Genomic DNA, 16200 nt, shown 5'->3' on the forward strand with positions numbered 1-16200 from the left:
GATGTCCGAAAACCTGATCGAAATCCGCGACCTCTCGGTGTCGTTCAACGGCCACACCGTGGTCAAGCACTTGAGCCTGGACATCCCGGCCGGTGAGTGCCTGGCATTGGTTGGCGAGTCCGGCTCGGGCAAATCGGTGACCGCGCATTCGATCCTGCAACTGCTGCCCCAGGCGGGCACGCTGAGCACTGGCAGCATTCGTTATCGCGGCAAGGAGTTGCTCGGCGCCGATGGCAACGTCATGCGCGAACTCCGGGGCAATCAGATCGCGATGATCTTTCAGGAGCCGATGACCTCGCTGAACCCGCTGCACACGGTGTCCCGGCAAATCGGCGAGACCTTGCTGCTGCACAAGGGCATGGCAGGCAAGGCGGCTCAGGCGCGGATCATTGAGCTGCTGGAGCTGGTCGGCATTCAGCACCCGAAAAAGCGCCTGAAGGCCTACCCCCACGAGTTGTCCGGCGGCCAGCGCCAGCGGGTGATGATCGCCATGGCGCTGGCCTGCGAGCCGGAACTGCTGATTGCCGATGAGCCAACCACGGCCCTGGATGTGACCGTGCAGCGCAAGATCCTGCTGCTGCTCAAACAGCTGCAGCAACGGCTGAACATGTCGCTGTTGCTGATCAGCCACGACCTCAATCTGGTGCACAGCATTGCCCAGCGGGTGTGCGTCATGCGCGCCGGGGAAATCGTCGAGCAGTCCAATTGCCAGTCGCTGTTCAAAAACCCGCAACACCCTTACAGCCGCTTGCTGCTGGACGCGGAACCGGCCGGCGAGCCGTTGCCCCGCGACACCCGCGAGAAGGTGCTGGAGGTCGATAACCTGCGGGTCTGGTTCTCCCTCGGCGGCGGGATTTTCAACCGGCACCACGAATACCTGAAAGCCGTCGATGACATCAGCCTGAGCATCGAGCGCGGCAAAACCCTGGGCATCGTTGGCGAATCCGGCTCGGGCAAGTCGACACTTGGTCAGGCCATCCTGCGCTTGCTGGAATCGCGTGGCAGTATCCGCTTCAAGGGTCACGCGCTGGACAGCCTGAATCAGAAGCAGATGCGCCCGTGGCGCAAGCAGATGCAGGTGGTTTTTCAGGACCCTTACGGCAGCCTCAGCCCGCGCATGTCGGTGGCACAGATCATGAGCGAGGGCCTGGAAGTTCACAGCGACCTGGACAAGGCCAGCTGTGAGGCCGAAGTGATTCGTGCGCTGGAGGAAGTCGGCATCGACCCGTCGAGCCGGCACCGTTACCCCCATGAATTTTCCGGTGGGCAGCGGCAACGTATCGCCATTGCCCGCGCCCTTGTGCTCAAACCTGCCTTGATATTGCTCGACGAACCGACCTCTGCCCTGGATCGCACCGTGCAGAAACAGGTCGTCGCGCTGTTGCGTCAATTGCAGGAACGGCACGGCCTGACTTACCTGTTCATCAGCCATGACCTGGCCGTGGTCAAGGCGCTGGCCCATGACCTGATCGTGGTCAAGGACGGCAAAGTGGTCGAGCGCGGCGCGAGCCACGATGTGTTCGATGCGCCGCAGCACCCCTACACCCGGGAATTGCTGGCGGCGGCGCACCCCGGTTTCAACTGAAGCTCGTCCCAACCAGTAGTCTGTGCGGCCAGATGCCGAGGAACAGGATGGATGGAACCGCAGATGAAAGACACTGAAAGCCTGAAGGATTACCGGCGCGTTCGGCGACTGGCGATCCGTTCGCTCTTCGAGATCATCGAGCAGTCCAGCGAAGGCACGGTGATCGTCGACCGCGATGCGCGCATCGTCTGGATCAACGAGCGCTACGCCCGCCGCTTTGGCCTGGAAGACCCGAGCCGCGCGGTCGGTCAGCCGTGTGAACAGGTAATTCCGGGCAGCCTTCTGCGCCAGGTGGCGAGCAACGGCCAGCCGATTCTGCTGGACATGATGGACACGGCGAAGGACCCGCTGGTGGTCATGCGCCTGCCGATTCATGACGACGGCGGCGCGGTGATCGGCGCCATCGGCTTTGCCCTGTTCGACGAGCTGCACGCGCTGTCGCCGCTGCTCAAGCGCTATTCGAGCATGCAGCAGGAGCTGGCTTCGACCCGCTCGCTGCTGCGCGCCCGTCAGGCCAAATACAGCTTTGCCCATTTCATCGGCACCAGTGCCGCGAGCCTCGAAGTGAAACGCCGAGCGCGCCGCAGCGCCAACACCGATTCTCCGGTGCTGCTGCTCGGCGAGACCGGCACCGGCAAGGAGCTGCTCGCCCACGCCGTGCACAACAGCTCGCCACGGGCGCACAAACCCTTCGTCAGCATCAACAGTGCGGCGATTCCCGAGGCGTTGCTGGAGGCGGAGTTCTTCGGCACCGCCCCTGGCGCGTTTACCGGCGCCGACCGCAAGGGGCGCCAGGGCAAACTGCACCTGGCCGAGGGCGGCACGCTGTTTCTCGACGAAATCGGCGACATGCCTTTGCCGCTGCAGAGCAAATTGCTGCGGGTGCTGCAAGAAAAGGAATACGAGCCGGTAGGCTCCAACGAACTGATCAAGAGCGATGTGCGCGTGATTGCCGCGACCTCCACCGACCTCGAAGCGGCGATCAAGCGTGGCGAGTTTCGCGCCGACCTGTATTACCGGTTGAGTGTATTGCCCATAAAAGTACCGCCATTGCGCGAGCGTCTGGATGATATTCCGGCGCTGGCCGAAGCGATTCTCGAGGACCTTCACAGCCATCACGAACTGGCGTCCGGTTCCTTGGTGGCCCTCGCTCAACATGCCTGGCCGGGCAACATTCGCGAGCTGCGCAACGTGCTCGAGCGTGCGGCGCTGCTCAGCGACGATCTGCAGCTCAACCCCAACGACATTCGCGCCGCCATCGGCACGCTGGTGCCGGTGGCCAGTCCGCCGGTACCGGGTTGGTCAGCGTCCAATGATCAAACCTACAGCGAGGCGCGGCAGCATTTCGACCGGGAGCTGATTCAGGCGAAGCTGGCGCAGTGCGCGGGTAACGTGATTCTCGCGGCTCGGCAGTTGGGGTTGGGGCGTTCGACGCTGTACAAAAAGATGGCCGCGCTGGGGATCGCTGAGTCTCAATAGCGAGACTGTTTGTCTACGATTCCGGACTGATTGCCAGGTATCCCGATCTAGAGCTGTCGCAATCCGGGGCAATTGGTTTTTCACGCTCTCGCTTGCACAGTAGCGGTCTCGTTTTCTGGACATATCTGACGCCGCGCCCTAACGCCATCGCGTAAATCGTTTCAAATTCAGCCACTTAGCGTAATGGCATGAAAGTAGCTATACCTCCTGTTGCGCGGCCTCGCCGCACCCAAAACAAAAACAACAGGAGACACTCGATGAGTGTGATCATCGCTTTAGCGGCCCTTACGCTGCTGATGCTGGCTGCGTACCGGGGTTACAGCGTCATCCTCTTTGCCCCCATTGCGGCGCTCGGCGCCGTGCTGCTCACCGACCCCTCTGCCGTGGCGCCCGCCTTCACCGGCGTGTTCATGGACAAGATGGTCGGCTTCGTCAAACTCTACTTCCCGGTGTTTTTGCTCGGCGCCGTGTTCGGCAAGCTGATCGAGCTGTCGGGGTTCTCGCGCTCCATCGTGGCGGCTGCCATTCGCCTGCTCGGCACCCGCCAGGCGATGCTGGTGATCGTGCTGGTCTGCGCGCTGCTGACCTATGGCGGCGTGTCGCTGTTCGTGGTGGTGTTTGCGGTCTACCCGTTTGCCGCCGAGATGTTCCGCCAGAGCAACATTCCCAAGCGGCTGATTCCCGCGACCATCGCCCTTGGCGCGTTCTCGTTCACCATGGACGCCCTGCCGGGCACCCCGCAAATCCAGAACATTATCCCCTCGACCTTCTTCAACACCACGGCGTGGGCTGCGCCGTGGCTGGGTCTGATCGGCACGGCGTTCGTCTTCAGCGCCGGCATGCTGTTTCTGCAACGCCAGCGCAACCGGGCTCAACGTGCGGGCGAAGGCTATGGCACCGAGCTGCGCAACGAGCCTGACACCCCGGCCGATATCGCACTGCCCAACCCGTGGGTCGCCCTGGCGCCGCTGTTGCTGGTGGGGGTCATGAACCTGCTGTTTACCCAGTGGATTCCGCAGTGGTATGGCAAGACCCACACCCTGGCGCTGCCGGGCATGGCGACACCGGTGCAGACCGACATCGCCAAGATCACCGCGATCTGGGCGGTCGAGGCGGCACTGCTGGTCGGCATTGTCTTTGTACTGCTGTTCGCCTTCAGCACCGTCAAATCGAAGCTGGCCGAGGGCAGCAAGGGGGCGGTCGGCGGCGCGCTGTTGGCGGCGATGAACACGGCGTCGGAATACGGTTTTGGTGCCGTGATTGCGTCGTTGCCCGGATTCCTCGTGCTGGCCGACGGACTGAAGAGCATTCCCAATCCGCTGGTCAACGAAGCGATTACCGTGACCCTGCTCGCCGGGATCACCGGCTCGGCGTCCGGGGGCATGAGCATTGCCCTGGCGGCGATGTCCGACAGCTTTATCGCGGCGGCCCACGCGGCGAACATTCCGCTGGAGGTGTTGCACCGCGTCGCGGCCATGGCCAGCGGCGGCATGGACACGCTGCCGCACAACGGCGCGGTCATCACCCTGCTGGCGGTCACCGGGCTGACCCACCGTGAGGCCTACAAGGACATCTTCGGCATCACGATCATCAAGACACTGGCGGTGTTTGTGGTGATCGGCGTCTTCTATGCAACCGGCATCGTATGAGGAATTGAACATGAGTCTGCAAGGCAAAACCGCACTGGTCACCGGCTCCACCAGCGGCATCGGCCTGGGCATCGCGATAACGCTGGCCAAGGCCGGCGCCAATCTGGTGCTCAACGGGTTCGGCGATGCGTCGGCGGTGATCGAGCAGGTCAAGCAGTACGGCGGCAAGGTCGGCCACCACCCGGCGGACGTCAGCGATGTCGCGCAGATTGCCGACATGATTGCCTATGCCGAGCGCGAATTCGGCGGCGTCGACATCTTGGTCAACAACGCGGGGATTCAGCACGTCGACGCGGTGGAGGATTTCCCGGTGGAGAGCTGGGACAAGATCATCGCCATCAACCTGTCGTCGGTGTTCCACAGCACGCGGCTGTGCCTGCCGGGCATGCGGGCTAAGGGCTGGGGGCGCATCGTGAACATTGCCTCGGTGCATGGCCTGGTGGGTTCGACCGGCAAGGCGGCGTATGTGGCGGCCAAGCACGGCGTTATCGGCCTGACGAAGGTGGTCGGCCTGGAGACAGCAGCCAGTCACATCACCTGCAACGCCATTTGCCCGGGCTGGGTGCTGACGCCGCTGGTGCAGAAGCAGATTGATGATCGCGCCGCCGAGACGGGCGACCTGGAACAGGCAAAACATGACTTGCTGGCGGAGAAGCAGCCGTCGCTGGAGTTCGTGACGCCTTCGCAGCTGGGGGAATTAGCCCTGTTTCTGTGCAGCGAAGCGGGCGCGCAAGTGCGCGGTGCGGCGTGGAATATCGACGGCGGGTGGCTGGCGCGGTAGGCGCAATGCTCTGTCGAATGTCTCCAAGGCACAGGCGGTTGCTGGCTGAATGCATGGTCTGTAGGAGCCGGCTTGCTGGCGAACTGGGTGTGTCAGATACGAAAATGTGAATGACCCACCGCGTTCGCCAGCAAGCCGGCTCCTACGGATCGTGCGCGGTCTTTCACTAACCCCGCAGCAGGCAGCGAGGCTTATCTTTCAACTCCCCCGCTCGTCCCGCTCGTCCACCAGCCCCCAATCCTTCACGTTCACCTGCGCAGCGGGCTGGGGCGCGCGTGGCGCGGTGGCGATGGTCGATGGCCCGTCCTCGCTGTGCAATTTTAACCGCAGGCGCACGTTGTTGGCCGAGTCGGCGTTCTTCAGGGCTTCTTCTTCGGTGATCGCGCCCTCCACCGCCAAGTCATACAGCGCGTTGTCGAAGGTCTGCATGCCCAGATTGGTGGACTTCTCCATGATGCCCTTGAGCTCGGTCAGCTCGTTGCGGTGAATCAAATCGCGAATGGTCGGCGTGCCCAGCATCACCTCCACTGCCGCGCGGCGCTTGCCGTCGGTGGTCTTGACCAGCCGCTGCGAGACGAACGCCTTGAGGTTGTTGCCCAGGTCATGGAGCAACTGCGGGCGCCGCTCTTCCGGGAAGAAGTTGATGATGCGGTCCAGCGCCTGGTTGGCGTTGTTGGCGTGCAGCGTCGAGATCGCCAGGTGACCGGTGTCGGCAAACGCCAGCGCGTGCTCCATGGTCTCGCGGTCGCGGATCTCGCCGATCAGGATCACGTCCGGTGCCTGACGCAGGGTGTTCTTCAGCGCCGCGTGGAAGCTGCGCGTATCGACGCCCACTTCGCGCTGATTGATGATCGAGCGCTTGTGTTTGTGGATGAACTCCACCGGGTCTTCGATGGTGATGATGTGGCCGCTGGCGTGGCGGTTGCGGTGGTCGATCAGTGCGGCGAGCGAGGTCGACTTACCCGAACCGGTGGCGCCGACGAACAGCACCAGGCCGTGCTTTTCCATGATCACGTCGAGCAGGATCGGCGGCAGGTGCAGGTCTTCGAATTTGGGGATGTCGAGCTTGATGTTACGCGCCACGATGGACACTTCGTTGCGCTGCTTGAAGATGTTGATGCGGAATCGCCCGACACCGGACAGGGAAAACGCCAGGTTCATTTCCAGATCGCGTTCGAAATCCATGCGCTGCTCGGCGTCCATGATGGCGTTGGCGATCAGGCCGACGTCGCCGGGCTTGAACGCTTCAGTGCCCAGCGGTTTGAGCACGCCATTGAACTTGGCGCAGGGGGGCGCGCCGGTGGACAGGTAAAGGTCCGATCCATCCTGGGTGGCAAGCACCTTCAACAACGCCGGAAAATCCATAAGGCAACACCGCACAAGAGGTTTGAGGAGACTACAGGCCTACAGTGTGTGGACCTTCGGCCGGTTTCAATGTTCGGGCTATTTAACTGCCCGGGTCCCGGCTGTTTGAATAGCCGGGTCGCGGCTGTTTGACTAGCCGGGTCAGGGCTTCCTGACTAGCCGGGTCAGGCCTGTCTGAGCGCCGATTCACACGTTCGTCCGGTCAAGGTGTGGGAAATTACCCCAAATCGCGCAGCAAAGGCATAATGCGCGGCTTTTTTATCGAGACGTCCGGTTCATCATGAAAGCTCAAGCCCGCCACATTCTGGTCAAGACCGCTGAAGACGCCGAGCAACTGAAGCAGCGCATTGCCAAGGGCGAGGCGTTCGACGTGCTGGCAAAGAAGTACTCGACCTGCCCGAGCGGCAAGCGCGGCGGTGATCTGGGTGAGGTGCGGCCGGGCCAGATGGTCGGCGCGATTGATCAGGTGATCTTCAAAAAACCGCTGCGGGTTGTGCATGGCCCGGTCAAGAGCAAGTTCGGGTATCACTTGGTGCAGGTCTTTTATCGGGATTGAGGGGCTGTCTCTGCAATTTTGTGGGGGTCACACTGGCCCCTTGGATTAGTAGGACCGGCTTTAGCCGGGAAGAGGCCCGAATGCACACCCTCGATTTCGCGGTGTGACACCTGACGCCTTCCCGGCTAAAGCCGGTCCCACAGAGTAAGCGTGGGCACAATGAGCTACTTCAGGCCGGCATCACACTCCGCGGTATCAACGCCCCGGGGTGTTGAATCACCAGGCTCGCCAACCGATGCCCGGCATCGGCCGCATCTTTTGGACTGCCCCCGCGCAGACGCCGCGCCAGATAGGCTGCGCTGAACGAATCCCCCGCCGCCGTGGTGTCGATGACTTTCTGCACGGCGTGGGCAGGCACTTCATAACTCCGGGCGTCGACACTGACGAGACAGCTCTGGGCACCGCGTTTGACCACCACCTCACTCACGCCCATGTCCCGATAGGTCTGCAAAATCTGCTCGCTGTCGGTGTAGTCGAACAGCGCCTGCTCGTCCTCCTCGGTCAACAGGGCCAGATCCACTTCGTGCATGACCGCGCGATACGCCTGGCGGGCCTGCTCGACACTGCGCCACAGGCGCGGCCGGTAATTGTTGTCGAACACCACCCGCGCGCCGCGGTCGCGGGCGTCGCCAAGGGTCGACAACAGCCGCGCCCTGCCCACCTCACCCAGCACCGCCAGGGTGATGCCGCTGAAATACAGCACGTCGTACTCCGGCAGCGCGGCCAGCACCGGCTCGGCCGCCGGGGTGGTGAAGCATTCGCGCACCGCCGCCTCGTTGCGCCAGTACAGGAAGCGCCGCTCGCCGCTGGCATCGGTCTGAATGCAATACAGACCCGGCAGCCGCCCCGGCAAGCGCTGCACCCGACTCAGACCAATGCCCTCATCCTTCCAGACCTGGCACATGGCGTCGCTGAAACTGTCGTCGCCCAGCGCCGTGACGTAATCCACCTGCGCCGCCGAACCCAGCAGGCGCGACAGGTACACCGCAGTGTTCAGCGTGTCGCCGCCGAAGCTCTGCTTGAGCGTGCCGTTGGCGTGCTGTTGCAACTCGATCATGCATTCGCCGATCAGCGCGACGCGCGGGTAGCTGTGACTGACCATTTCACTCATTGCAGACTCCTGTCAGAAGCAGGTATCGAAGGATTCGATGACGCACAGATCATCGCCGACCAGGCACCCCGTGCGCCATTTGTCGAAGGTCAGGCACGGGTGCGAGGTGCCGAACGAAATGATATCGCCGACCTTCAACTCGCATCCTGGCGCCACGGTCATGAACGCGTGTTGGTCCATAACGGCAGTGACTTTGCAGGCGCTCACGTCCTCGCCACTCGCGGGCACTACGCCTGGCGCATACCGCTTGATCGGGTTCGGCATACCGGCATCGAAGGCCACATCACGCTTGCCCATGGCGATCACCGCAAAACCCGGCTCCGGCATCGACTGCACGTGGGCCCAGACTTCCATCGCCGGGCGCAGTCCCTCGCTCAGGTCGTGACGGCGGTCGAGCACGCAGCACTGCGCGTCTTTGTAGATGCCGTGGTCGTGGACCACGTAACTGCCGGGACGCAGCACGCTCAGGAAGCGCTCGCGCACCTGCTGCTTGTCGAATTCTTCAGCGATCAGGTCGTACCACGCCGAGCCCGAAGCCGTAACGATCGGGCGATCCAGCGCAAAGGCGCCCTTGTCCTGCAGCGTCACGGCCAGTCGTACCAGCGACGTGGCAAACGCGCGAATGCCGCTCACCGCCTGGTCGCCATGGATCACGCCTTCGTAGCCCTCAATGCCGGTCAGCTTCAGCGCCGGTTGTGCAGCAATCGCGTCGGCCAGAGACATGACTTCGGCTTCACTGCGGCAGCCGCAGCGTCCACCGACCACGCCGTACTCGATCATCACATTGAGGGTCAGGCCCTTAGCGGCGAAGAACTCCCCCAGCGCCTTGACGTTGTCCGGGTGATCGACCATGCAGTGAAAGTCGAACATCCCGTCAGTGAGCATCTCGGCAATGATCGTCATGTTCGGCGCGCCGACCAACTGGTTGGCCATCAGTATCCGGCGCACGCCATGGGCATAGGCCGCACGGGTCTGCACCGCCGTGGCGAGGGTCATGCCCCATGCGCCGTGCTGCAACTGCCGCAGAAACAACGCCGGGACCATGCTGGTCTTGCCGTGGGGAGCGAGCTCCGCGCCGCTGTCGCTGACGAACTTCTGCATCCAGCGCAGGTTGTGCTCCAGCGCCGTGTCGTGGATGACCAGCGCGGGCAGGCTGACGTCGCGCACCAGGTGGTCGCCGGGTTGCGTGGCGCCCTTTTCAATCGCGGCAATGCTCATCTCTGTTCTCCTGAATTTTTTGTTCGTGTGCCTTACGCGTATACACGTTCGGCGACGCTATTCGATGACGCGCCGGGCCAGACCGTTGGCGCTGTCGATCAACACGCGGCGGTAATGCGCGTAATGGGCGGTGGCGTCGGCGCGCGGGGCGACGATGCACAAAGTCGCGATGCAGATACCCTGTTTGTCCCGCACGGGTGCGGCAAAGCAGTGGGTGAAGGTGTCGGCGATGCTGTCGAAGGAAAAGAAGCCGTCGTCGTGAGCCTTGCGGATCTCGGCCAGAAACGTCTCGATCGGCAGGCGCTTGCCGTCCGGGAGGATGAAGTCCTCGTCGTCGATCAGGTCGATGATCGCCTGATCGGTGAGGTGCCCGAGCAGCAGACGCCCGGAGGCCGTCCACGGGATTGGGGCGTCCTCGCCGATATCGGATGAAATACGGAAATGCCGCGCGCCCTCTTTCATCAGCGCGACGGTGTATTTGCGACCATTGAGCAGGCACATCTGCGCGGTTTCCCGGGTCTGCTCGACGATCTCACCCAGGCTGACTTCGGCCTCGCGGGTGAAGTCGAAATGGCGCAGATGCGCCTGCCCGAGGAAGTACAACTGCCGGCCCAGATACACGTGGCCGTCCTTGCCGACGGTCTCGAGGATGCGCCGTTCCAGCAGCGAACTGACCAGTTCATAGACCGTCGATTTGGGGCTGCAGATGCCGCTGGCGATCTCGTTAGGCCGCAACGGCGTACCGGTTTCCTTGAGGAAATCGAGAATATCGAACGCTCGGTCTAAACCACGGGCCCGGCGTTTGATGGTGTCTTCGGTCATGGTGACGTTGTCCATTGAGGCGGCTGTTTCCTGAAGTAAGGCACGCAATTTACTAGCAAGACACTAACTGTAGGAGCGCGCTTGGTCTGGGCCGCATCCGGACGATTGCCGTGGGTCAGGCAATAATTCGTTTGCAGACCCACCGCAATCGCGGGCAAGCGCGCTCCTACAAGGATGCGTGCCTGACCTTACTTACGCCTTCTTCTTGTACGCAATGCAATCAATCTCGACCTTGCAGTCGACCATCATGTTGGCCTGCACGCAGGCGCGGGCTGGTGCGTGTTCCGGGGAGAAATACTCGCCGAAGACCTTGTTGAAGCTCCAGAAATCACGCGGGTCTTCCAGCCACACGCCGACGCGCACCACGTCTTCCAGGCCGTAACCGGCCTCGGTCAGGATCGCCACCAGGTTCTGCATGGTCTTGTGGGTCTGCTCGACGATCCCGCCGTTGATGATCTCACCGTTTTCAGCCGGCACTTGCCCCGACACATGCAGCCAGCCATCGGCTTCGACCGCACGGGCGAATGGACGTGGCTGGCCGCCACCTGCGGTACTGCCGGCACCGTAACGAGTAATGCTCATGAAAATCTCCTTTGAGTGAGCGTCTTAAAAACGAATGTTCTTGAGGAATTCAGCCAGACGCGCTGACTTGGGTTGTTCGAATAATGCCTTGGGCGGGCCCTGCTCTTCGATGCGGCCCTGATTCATGAACACGATCTGATCGGACACCTCGTAGGCGAAGCGCATTTCGTGGGTCACCAGCAACATGGTCATGCCCTCTTCCGCCAGGCCCTTGATCACGCTGAGCACCTCGCCGACCAGCTCCGGATCGAGCGCCGACGTGACCTCGTCGAACAGCATCAGGCTCGGGTTCATGGCAATGGCGCGGGCAATCGCCACCCGCTGCTGCTGGCCGCCGGACAACTGGCCGGGAAAGTGATTGCGCCGCTCCAGCAGGCCGACGCGCTCCAGCCACTTTTCCGCCAGGGCAATGGCTTGATCCTTGGGCAGCTTCTTCACTTTGAGCAAGCCGAGGGTGACGTTCTGCAGAGCGGTCAGGTGCGGGAACAGGTTGAACTGCTGAAACGCCATGCCGGTCATCGCTCGGTGCTGGGCAATCAGCTTCTCCGGATGACGCACGCGCTTGCCGCTGACGTCGCTGTAGCCGATGTCCTGCCCTTCCAGGCGAATGTGCCCGCCCTGAAACTCTTCCAGCAGATTGACGCACCGCAGCAGCGTGGTTTTGCCCGAGCCGCTGGAGCCGATCAGCGTGACCACGTCGCCTTTGTTCATCTTCAGGTCGACGCCCTTGAGCACTTCGACCGGGCCATAGGATTTGTGCAGCCCTTCGATGCTCAACAGAGCCGGGGCGGCAGGTGCAGTTTGAGTCTGTGTCATGGCAAGGCCACCCGTTTTTCGATTTGCCGCCCAAGAAGCTCGATGGCGTAGTTGATGACGAAGAAGAGAAAGCCGGCGAACAGGTAAAACTCCAGGGTCATGAAGTTGCGCGCGATGACCTGCTGGGTGCTGAGCAGCAGCTCGGCCACGCCGATCACCGAGAGCAGGGTCGAGGCCTTGACGATCTCCGTCGACGAATTGACCCAGGTCGGCAATATCTGCCGTAACGCTTGAGGCAACAGCACGTAACTGAGGGACTGGCCGAACGTCAGGCCGATGGCCTTGCCGGCTTCCAGTTGCCCGCGCGGGATGGCCTGCAAGGCACCGCGCACGATCTCGGCGACGTGGGAGCCGCAAAACAGCGTCAGCCCCAGCGCACCGGCCTGGAACGCGCCGATCTGCCAGCCCAGCGCCGGCGCCATATAGAAGCAGGCCAGCACCAGGACAAACACGGGCGTGCCGCGAATCAGATCGACGTAGGTGCGAAACGGCAGGCGCGCCCACCATTTGCCATAGGTCAGGATCAGACCGGCAAACACGCCGATCACCGTCCCGAACACGATCGCCAGGCCCGCGCACTGCACGCTGGTGAGAAACCCAGCCCACAGCGCCTCCCGGGCGATCCACAATTCATGCAACCAACTGGGTTGTTCGTACATGGTCCGGGCCTCCTAGCGGCGAATCGCCAGGCGCTGCTCGAGGTAACGCAGCAGCATGGCAATGAGGTAACAGGCTGCGACGTACAGCGCCGTGGTCACCAGCCAGGTTTCAATCACCCGGTAGCTCTCGACGTTGATCTTGCGCGCGTAATAGGTCAGTTCCGGCACCGCGATGGCGGCGGCCAGCGACGTGTCCTTGAACAGCGAAATAAAGTTGTTCGACAGCGCCGGCAGCACGTTGCGCAACATCACCGGGACGACGATGTACGCGCGCACCTGCCATTCGCCGAGGCCAATGGCCAGGCCCGCTTCGCGCTGGCCCTTGTGAATGCTCAACAGCCCTGCGCGGAACACTTCGGTCAGGTAGGCCCCGGCATACAGCGACAGGGTGACGATGAACGACGGGATCTTGTCCAGACGAATGCCCAGGCCGGGCAAGGCGAAGTAGATCAACAGGATCAGCACCAGAATCGGCGTGTTGCGCACGACGGTGACGTAAATCGACGCCACGATGCGCAAAGCCCGGTAGCGCGACAGCATCGCGAACGCCGCCAGCATGCCGATGACGCATCCGATGGCGATGGAGATCAGGGCCAGTTCCAGGCCTAGCCCAAGCCCCGCCAGCAGACTGGGGAAATCCCGCCAGACCGCTGCAAAATTCAGCTGATAATTCATGGTCAGCAGTACCTGGGGCGGGACGGCACCACGGCCGGCCACGCCCCCTTCAGTGGGCGACGCACGCGGCGCGGGTTATTTGTATTCCATCGGGAAACCGATCGCAGGGGTCGGCAGGTCCACGCCGAACCACTTCTTGAACGACTCGGCATACATCGGGAATTCAACCCCGGTCATGGCTTCATGCAGCGCGGTGTTGACGAAGTTCAGCCAGTCCTGATCGCCACGTTTGACGGCGCAGGCGTAGGTTTGCGGGCTCCAGGCGAATGCGGGCGAACGATACCGACCGGGGTTCTGCACCATCAGGTATTTCACCGACGACTGATCGGTGGCAGCCGCATCGGCACGACCGGAGTTGATGGCCTGGTACATCAAATCGACACTGTCGTACTGGTCGACCTTCGCCTTGGGCAGCGCCTGATGCACCAGCTCTTCGGCGTAGACGTTCTGCAGCACGGCAACGGTGACGCCATCGCCGGCGCCTTTCAGGTCGTCGATTTCCTTGTACTTGCTGTTGGTCGGCAGCAGCAGCGCGACGCCCTCGCGGTAGTAAGGCAGTGTGAAGGCCACCTGCTGGGCGCGGCTGGCGGTGACGGTGATGAACTGACAGCTCATGTCGACTTTGTCGGTCAGCAGGTTCGGGATTCGCGCGTCGGAGGACTGCACGACGAACTCGACTTTGCTCGGGTCATTGAACAGGCCCTTGGCGACGATGCGCGCGATGTCGATATCAAAGCCCTGCAACTTGCCGTCTGCACCCTGGAAGTGCCAAGGGGCATTGGTGCTCCCCGTCCCTACGATCAAATGGCCGCGCTGCAGGACGCTGTCCAGTTTGCTGTCGGCGGCGTAAGCCGTCGTTGCAAACGTGGCTGCCGTTATCAGGGCCAATGCACAAGCTTTCAAAGAAAGGGATCCGCGCCGCATGAGAGAAACTCCGCCGGTTGTATGTTTTTCCGCTATAGCGGAACTGTGTTTGCCACAACGGAATAGACAGCAGAAAGTGTGCCACAGACTTGCACGGCAAAAGAAGCCGCAAGAATTGCCGCTGTTTTCAATAACCTGTGTATACCGGCAGGTGCGTACAGGTTGAAAACCCGCGCGGGCCGACAGTGTCCAGCGCTACGGTTCACCCCACGCGATGTGAACGGGCCCCACCGCTGTGCGCCCTGCGCCAATAACGCGCACCAACGCCTGGCACCGATGGACCGTCCATCGCGCCCAGGGCACGTTTCCCTCGGCGGCGACCCTAAACAGCGCGTCAGCTCTATAGCCCCATGTCGATGCATGCCGGCAGTACACCCATCAGGCGGAACAACGCGCCGTTGGGCCGGTTACCCCGAAACTCTCCTCTATCCAGCTATGGTTTTCTTAAGACCTGCCGATTTATTAGGGTCAGGGGAACATTGGCACCGATACTGCTTCAAACGTCTTTATGAAAGTTTTGTTACAACCGTATGAACATGCACGGACGGCAGGCGCTTTTACGGGTCGTACGGTGGAGGAATGCCAATGAAAGAACGAGCCACAGTCATTTGCCGAAGGGACAACCAGATCCTTTACGTGCGCAAATCCAAATCCCGCTGGAACCTGCCGGGCGGCAAGGTCGAGGCCGACGAATCGCCTGCGCAAGCTGCAGCTCGCGAACTACGTGAAGAAACCGGGCTGATCCTGGAGGACCTGGCGTACGTCAGCCGGTTTGAAGGCGGCACGGTGATGCACCACGTGTTCGAGGTGTCGGTCACGATGATTGCCACCCCCGCCCCGCATAATGAAATCGCCGACTGCCAGTGGTTTACCACTGAAGAGCTGGGCGGCCAAAAAGTCAGGCCCTCGGCGAAGTCCATCGTGAAGGCTTTTCTGACCAACGCTATTTATTAATTGTTGTTGAGAGGCGTTCACAGGTTTTTCACATCGAGGGCGGTATTCTTCATTTGCTCCTCCAAGACTGACTTTAAGCCCGCACCCCCCATCGCGGGCTTTTTCTTGTCCAAAATTCCTTGTCAGCGCCCTCCATTTCTCCTTGCCTGATCTATAAACATTCTGACGACCGGACTTAATTTCGGCATATGAACGCCGACATTTAAGTGAGCATATCCAAGGAGCGGCAGATGTTTAATTCCAAAATCAAAAAGCAAGTGTCCAGCCTGAGTTCGGAGCTGGTGGCGCTCAAAAACTTTCACGACGCCCTCATGCAGGAAATGTTGTCGGTGACGCTGGATTCCGACCTGCGCATCACAGACGCGAACGGCAAGTTCTGCGCAGCGATCGGTTACTCCCACGACGAACTGGTCGGCAAGCCCATGTCGGCATTTATCCCAACCTACGTGACAACCATGCCGTGCTTCCGCAACTTCAAGGCGGCAGCCACCAACGGCACGGCAGTGACCGACGACTACCGCTTCATCAGCAAAAACGGGGCGCTGATCTGGATTCACGCCACCTGGTCGCCGTTGAAAGATGAGCAGGGTCATCTCGTCGCGTTCAAATGCCTGGCGACCAACGTCACCGCCGAAATCAACAAGGCTCGGGAGAACGAGTCGTTCATCAACGCCCTGCTGCGTTCGACAGCGGTCATCGAATTCGACCTCGGCGGCCACGTGCTGAAGGCGAACCAGTCCTTCCTCAAGGAAATGGGCTACAGCCAGGATCAGATTCTCGGCAAGCACCACAGCCTGTTCTGTGACCCGAAGTTCGCCGCCACCGAAGATTACAAAGTGTTCTGGAAACGGCTGAACAATGGCGAGTTTGTCGCCGACCGGTTCAAGCGCATCAACAGCCGGGGCGAAGAGGTCTGGCTCGAAGCGACCTACAACCCGGTGCACGACACCCAGGGCGAGCTCTATAAAGTGGTGAAATTCGCCACCGTGATCACTGATCAGGTACGCCGCGAGACGGACATCAG

General features: G+C 61.6%; 15 protein-coding genes and 1 pseudogene. 7 read left to right on the top strand and 9 right to left on the bottom strand.

All coding sequences use genetic code 11. The annotated features are described in order from the left end of the window. Position 1 precedes the first annotated feature (1 nt). From OKW98_RS16845 to OKW98_RS16860, 4 genes are all read left to right on the top strand, one after another. The gene (locus OKW98_RS16845) at positions 2 to 1585 is read left to right on the top strand and encodes an ABC transporter ATP-binding protein (RefSeq protein ID WP_265385789.1); all 1584 of its coding nucleotides are present in this window, start codon (positions 2 to 4) and stop codon (positions 1583 to 1585) included. Between the two features lie 63 nt (positions 1586 to 1648). Further along, on the top strand, positions 1649 to 3064 hold the full coding sequence (locus OKW98_RS16850; RefSeq protein ID WP_265385790.1) for a sigma-54 interaction domain-containing protein: 1416 nt from the start codon (positions 1649 to 1651) through the stop codon (positions 3062 to 3064). 257 nt (positions 3065 to 3321) lie between these two features. Then, the gene (locus OKW98_RS16855; RefSeq protein WP_265385791.1) at positions 3322 to 4713 is read left to right on the top strand and encodes a GntP family permease; all 1392 of its coding nucleotides are present in this window, start codon (positions 3322 to 3324) and stop codon (positions 4711 to 4713) included. 10 nt (positions 4714 to 4723) lie between these two features. Beyond that, the gene (locus tag OKW98_RS16860) at positions 4724 to 5494 is read left to right on the top strand and encodes a 3-hydroxybutyrate dehydrogenase (protein ID WP_265385792.1); all 771 of its coding nucleotides are present in this window, start codon (positions 4724 to 4726) and stop codon (positions 5492 to 5494) included. Positions 5495 to 5692: 198 nt separating this feature from the next. Here OKW98_RS16860 and OKW98_RS16865 read toward each other — a convergent pair whose 3' ends face one another. Beyond that, the gene (locus OKW98_RS16865) at positions 5693 to 6859 is read right to left on the bottom strand and encodes a PilT/PilU family type 4a pilus ATPase (protein ID WP_265385793.1); all 1167 of its coding nucleotides are present in this window, start codon (positions 6857 to 6859) and stop codon (positions 5693 to 5695) included. A gap of 280 nt (positions 6860 to 7139) precedes the next feature. On the opposite strand from OKW98_RS16865, the gene OKW98_RS16870 reads away from it, so the two are divergent. After that, positions 7140 to 7415: a peptidylprolyl isomerase gene (locus OKW98_RS16870; RefSeq protein ID WP_265385794.1), complete on the top strand. Its 276-nt coding sequence runs from the start codon at positions 7140 to 7142 to the stop codon at positions 7413 to 7415. A 169-nt stretch (positions 7416 to 7584) separates the two neighbouring features. On the opposite strand, the gene OKW98_RS16875 is transcribed toward OKW98_RS16870, so the two are convergent. The 8 genes from OKW98_RS16875 to OKW98_RS16910 form a co-directional block, all read right to left on the bottom strand. Beyond that, entirely contained in the window at positions 7585 to 8526 is a 942-nt protein-coding gene (locus OKW98_RS16875) for a sugar kinase (RefSeq protein ID WP_265385795.1), read from the bottom strand. Between the two features lie 12 nt (positions 8527 to 8538). Next, positions 8539 to 9744 carry an amino acid deaminase gene (locus OKW98_RS16880; protein WP_265385796.1) on the bottom strand — a complete coding sequence of 402 codons (1206 nt, stop codon included), beginning with the start codon at positions 9742 to 9744 and terminating at the stop codon, positions 8539 to 8541. A gap of 57 nt (positions 9745 to 9801) precedes the next feature. Further along, positions 9802 to 10566 carry an IclR family transcriptional regulator gene (locus OKW98_RS16885; protein ID WP_265389755.1) on the bottom strand — a complete coding sequence of 255 codons (765 nt, stop codon included), beginning with the start codon at positions 10564 to 10566 and terminating at the stop codon, positions 9802 to 9804. A 192-nt stretch (positions 10567 to 10758) separates the two neighbouring features. Next, positions 10759 to 11148, bottom strand: a complete 390-nt coding sequence (locus OKW98_RS16890; RefSeq protein ID WP_237254455.1) for a RidA family protein — start codon at positions 11146 to 11148, stop codon at positions 10759 to 10761. A 24-nt stretch (positions 11149 to 11172) separates the two neighbouring features. Then, the gene (locus OKW98_RS16895) at positions 11173 to 11964 is read right to left on the bottom strand and encodes an amino acid ABC transporter ATP-binding protein (protein WP_265385797.1); all 792 of its coding nucleotides are present in this window, start codon (positions 11962 to 11964) and stop codon (positions 11173 to 11175) included. Beyond that, the gene (locus OKW98_RS16900) at positions 11961 to 12623 is read right to left on the bottom strand and encodes an amino acid ABC transporter permease (RefSeq protein ID WP_265385798.1); all 663 of its coding nucleotides are present in this window, start codon (positions 12621 to 12623) and stop codon (positions 11961 to 11963) included. Before OKW98_RS16900 ends, OKW98_RS16895 begins: the two co-directional genes overlap by 4 nt. Before the next feature lie 12 nt (positions 12624 to 12635). Continuing rightward, complete coding sequence (locus OKW98_RS16905; RefSeq protein WP_265385799.1) at positions 12636 to 13298, bottom strand: amino acid ABC transporter permease; 663 nt, start codon at positions 13296 to 13298, stop codon at positions 12636 to 12638. A 75-nt stretch (positions 13299 to 13373) separates the two neighbouring features. After that, on the bottom strand, positions 13374 to 14222 hold the full coding sequence (locus tag OKW98_RS16910) for a transporter substrate-binding domain-containing protein (protein ID WP_265385800.1): 849 nt from the start codon (positions 14220 to 14222) through the stop codon (positions 13374 to 13376). A 585-nt stretch (positions 14223 to 14807) separates the two neighbouring features. Here OKW98_RS16910 and OKW98_RS16915 point away from each other — a divergent pair. Together OKW98_RS16915 and OKW98_RS27560 are read left to right on the top strand one after the other, a co-directional pair. After that, positions 14808 to 15176 (top strand): NUDIX hydrolase, encoded by a 369-nt coding sequence (locus OKW98_RS16915; protein WP_265385801.1) that lies wholly within the window; start codon positions 14808 to 14810, stop codon positions 15174 to 15176. Between the two features lie 320 nt (positions 15177 to 15496). Continuing rightward, positions 15497 to 16177, top strand: a pseudogene (locus OKW98_RS27560) (PAS domain-containing protein); the annotation flags it as partial. Positions 16178 to 16200: the final 23 nt, after the last annotated feature.

It is taken from the genome of Pseudomonas sp. KU26590, assembly GCF_026153515.1.
Classification (GTDB): Bacteria; Pseudomonadota; Gammaproteobacteria; order Pseudomonadales; family Pseudomonadaceae; genus Aquipseudomonas.

Coding starts and splice junctions, on each gene's coding strand:
- OKW98_RS16900 (WP_265385798.1), bottom strand. CDS start 12,623: ATGTACGAACAACCCAGTTGGTTGCATGAATTGTGGATCGCCCGGGAG.
- OKW98_RS16890 (WP_237254455.1), bottom strand. CDS start 11,148: ATGAGCATTACTCGTTACGGTGCCGGCAGTACCGCAGGTGGCGGCCAG.
- OKW98_RS16850 (WP_265385790.1), top strand. CDS start 1,649: ATGAAAGACACTGAAAGCCTGAAGGATTACCGGCGCGTTCGGCGACTG.
- OKW98_RS16885 (WP_265389755.1), bottom strand. CDS start 10,566: ATGACCGAAGACACCATCAAACGCCGGGCCCGTGGTTTAGACCGAGCG.
- OKW98_RS16905 (WP_265385799.1), bottom strand. CDS start 13,298: ATGAATTATCAGCTGAATTTTGCAGCGGTCTGGCGGGATTTCCCCAGT.
- OKW98_RS16870 (WP_265385794.1), top strand. CDS start 7,140: ATGAAAGCTCAAGCCCGCCACATTCTGGTCAAGACCGCTGAAGACGCC.
- OKW98_RS16845 (WP_265385789.1), top strand. CDS start 2: ATGTCCGAAAACCTGATCGAAATCCGCGACCTCTCGGTGTCGTTCAAC.
- OKW98_RS16860 (WP_265385792.1), top strand. CDS start 4,724: ATGAGTCTGCAAGGCAAAACCGCACTGGTCACCGGCTCCACCAGCGGC.
- OKW98_RS16855 (WP_265385791.1), top strand. CDS start 3,322: ATGAGTGTGATCATCGCTTTAGCGGCCCTTACGCTGCTGATGCTGGCT.
- OKW98_RS16875 (WP_265385795.1), bottom strand. CDS start 8,526: ATGAGTGAAATGGTCAGTCACAGCTACCCGCGCGTCGCGCTGATCGGC.
- OKW98_RS16915 (WP_265385801.1), top strand. CDS start 14,808: ATGAAAGAACGAGCCACAGTCATTTGCCGAAGGGACAACCAGATCCTT.
- OKW98_RS16910 (WP_265385800.1), bottom strand. CDS start 14,222: ATGCGGCGCGGATCCCTTTCTTTGAAAGCTTGTGCATTGGCCCTGATA.
- OKW98_RS16895 (WP_265385797.1), bottom strand. CDS start 11,964: ATGACACAGACTCAAACTGCACCTGCCGCCCCGGCTCTGTTGAGCATC.
- OKW98_RS16880 (WP_265385796.1), bottom strand. CDS start 9,744: ATGAGCATTGCCGCGATTGAAAAGGGCGCCACGCAACCCGGCGACCAC.
- OKW98_RS16865 (WP_265385793.1), bottom strand. CDS start 6,859: ATGGATTTTCCGGCGTTGTTGAAGGTGCTTGCCACCCAGGATGGATCG.